Source organism: Sphingobium wenxiniae, assembly GCF_007830065.1.
Taxonomy (GTDB): Bacteria; Pseudomonadota; Alphaproteobacteria; order Sphingomonadales; family Sphingomonadaceae; genus Sphingobium; species Sphingobium wenxiniae.
On record NZ_VLKK01000069.1, the window covers coordinates 1 to 1,764 of the forward strand.

Sequence of the window (1,764 nt, forward strand, 5' to 3'; positions counted from 1 at the left end):
CCCCCGAGAAAAGCCCCGCCGATGAATGAGCATCCCATATCGGACGACGAACGCGCCCGACGCCAGAAGGCGATCGATTTCGCGCGGACCAATATCGAGCTGTCGGGCTTCGCTCTCTCGCCGGGAATGGCGGCGCTGGGCGTCCGGTTCGTCGCCGGCGAACTCTCCGAAAGCGAATACATCGCCGCCGCGCTCGCTCATGCCAACAGCCTGCCCGCAAGCGCGCCGGCGCAGGACTATTTCGCCAGCCTCGCAGAACTCGAAGCCGCATGGGAGGCCCGCGATCGGCCGTGATCCGCGCCGGATATTGGGAAATGACGAGTAGAGATCCTTGGTGTGCTGGTTCGCCCCGTTATAGGCATCCACCGCCTTGCGGAGCGCCTCCGGGGTCGCCTTCCAGTCGCTGTTATGGTCGCCATAGCCGTGGGCGCCCGCCTCGCGCTTCCCGGCTATGGTCCTGAACTTCTCCGCCACCTTCTCCCGTTCCTGCGCCTGCTGGCGCTCCTGTGCCTGCTCACGGGCGCGCTCGGCGGCAAGCTGCTCCTGACGCTGCGCCTCGGCGGCATCGCGCCGATCGCGATCGACCGCGCCGCTCAAGGTCGCCGCGAACGCATGGAGTCTGCCCGATATGCGCTGCCCCGCATCGCGTAGCCACTCGGTCCCCCGCTCGATATACTGGCGCAGGCCCCGCCGCTCGATGACGCCGGCGTTGTGCTGGCCCACCATCGTCACCGGCTCATAGGCCCGCCCCTCCCGCATCGCCTGATGCTCGGCGCGGCGCTCCATCGCCGTCGCGCTCGGCCCCATATGCACGGTCGCCTCCTGCTCGATCCCCTGCCGCTGGTGGCTGCGATGGTCCACCCGCTCCACGCTACCGGCGCGCTCAAGGGCAACATTCTGCATCTCGGCCCACCGGCCACGCCAGCGCTCGACCTCCCCGCTCGTCTTCTGGTCCAGTTCGCGGGTCTTCTCGCCCAGCCCTTCCGGGCCGATCCGCCGCGTCGTCGTCAGCAGATGGGCATGATGGTTGCGCTGGTCGCCCTCGCGACCTGGTGCGTGGATCGCCACGTCCACCGCCACCCCATGCCGCTCGCTGATCTCCCGCGCGAGGCCCAGCGCAAGCTCGCGCCGCGCCTCGGCCGACAACTCGGCCGGAAGCGCGATTTCATATTCACGGGCGACGGTGGAGTTCTTGCGCGTCTCGGCCTGCTCGGCGGCGTTCCAGAGCGCGGCCCGGTTGTTGGCCCACGCCGGGGCGTCGGCGGGCACAACAAGCGCGTTATGCTCGACGCCTTGCTTGCGGGTGTAATCGTGGACGAGGCCGGTTCGCTCGTCCGTGATTTCGACGCCCGCACGATAAGCCGCTGCCGCCGTCGCACTGCGACCGGCGGAACGGCTGATCGTCTTAACCGCAAGATGGAAGCTCGCCATCGCCGCGCCCTTACTAGCCATGCGGGAGCATGGCGCGGGCGATAGCCCGCTGGGGTTCAGGGGTATCCCCTGACGCACGCAAACGCAAGTTTGCATAAGTGCGCCCTTCCTCCCTTTCGCTCGGTCGGGTCCGGTGCTATCAATATCGCGCAGCGAAAGGATTGACCATGGCCGCTCCCACGCCAGAGGCTATCGAAACCGCACGTCGCAAGGTCCAGCAGGCCAAGGCCCGGTTGCAGGCACTGGAAGCCCGCGCCGCCACCATGAACCGCAAGGCCGATGCGCGCCGCAAGATCATCCTCGGCGGCCTGCTCCTCGATGCCGCCATGAAAG

Annotated in this window: 1 protein-coding gene and 1 pseudogene; one reads left to right on the plus strand and one right to left on the minus strand. The window is 67.9% G+C overall.

Annotated elements, in window-relative coordinates; all coding sequences use genetic code 11:
• Positions 1-1,452 (minus strand): MobQ family relaxase (gene mobQ, locus IQ35_RS20825; RefSeq protein WP_242003444.1); only part of this gene is annotated, 1,452 nt, incomplete at its 3' end.
• Positions 1,453-1,598: 146 nt separating this feature from the next.
• Here mobQ and IQ35_RS21845 point away from each other — a divergent pair.
• Positions 1,599-1,764, plus strand: a pseudogene (locus IQ35_RS21845) (mobilization protein); the annotation flags it as partial.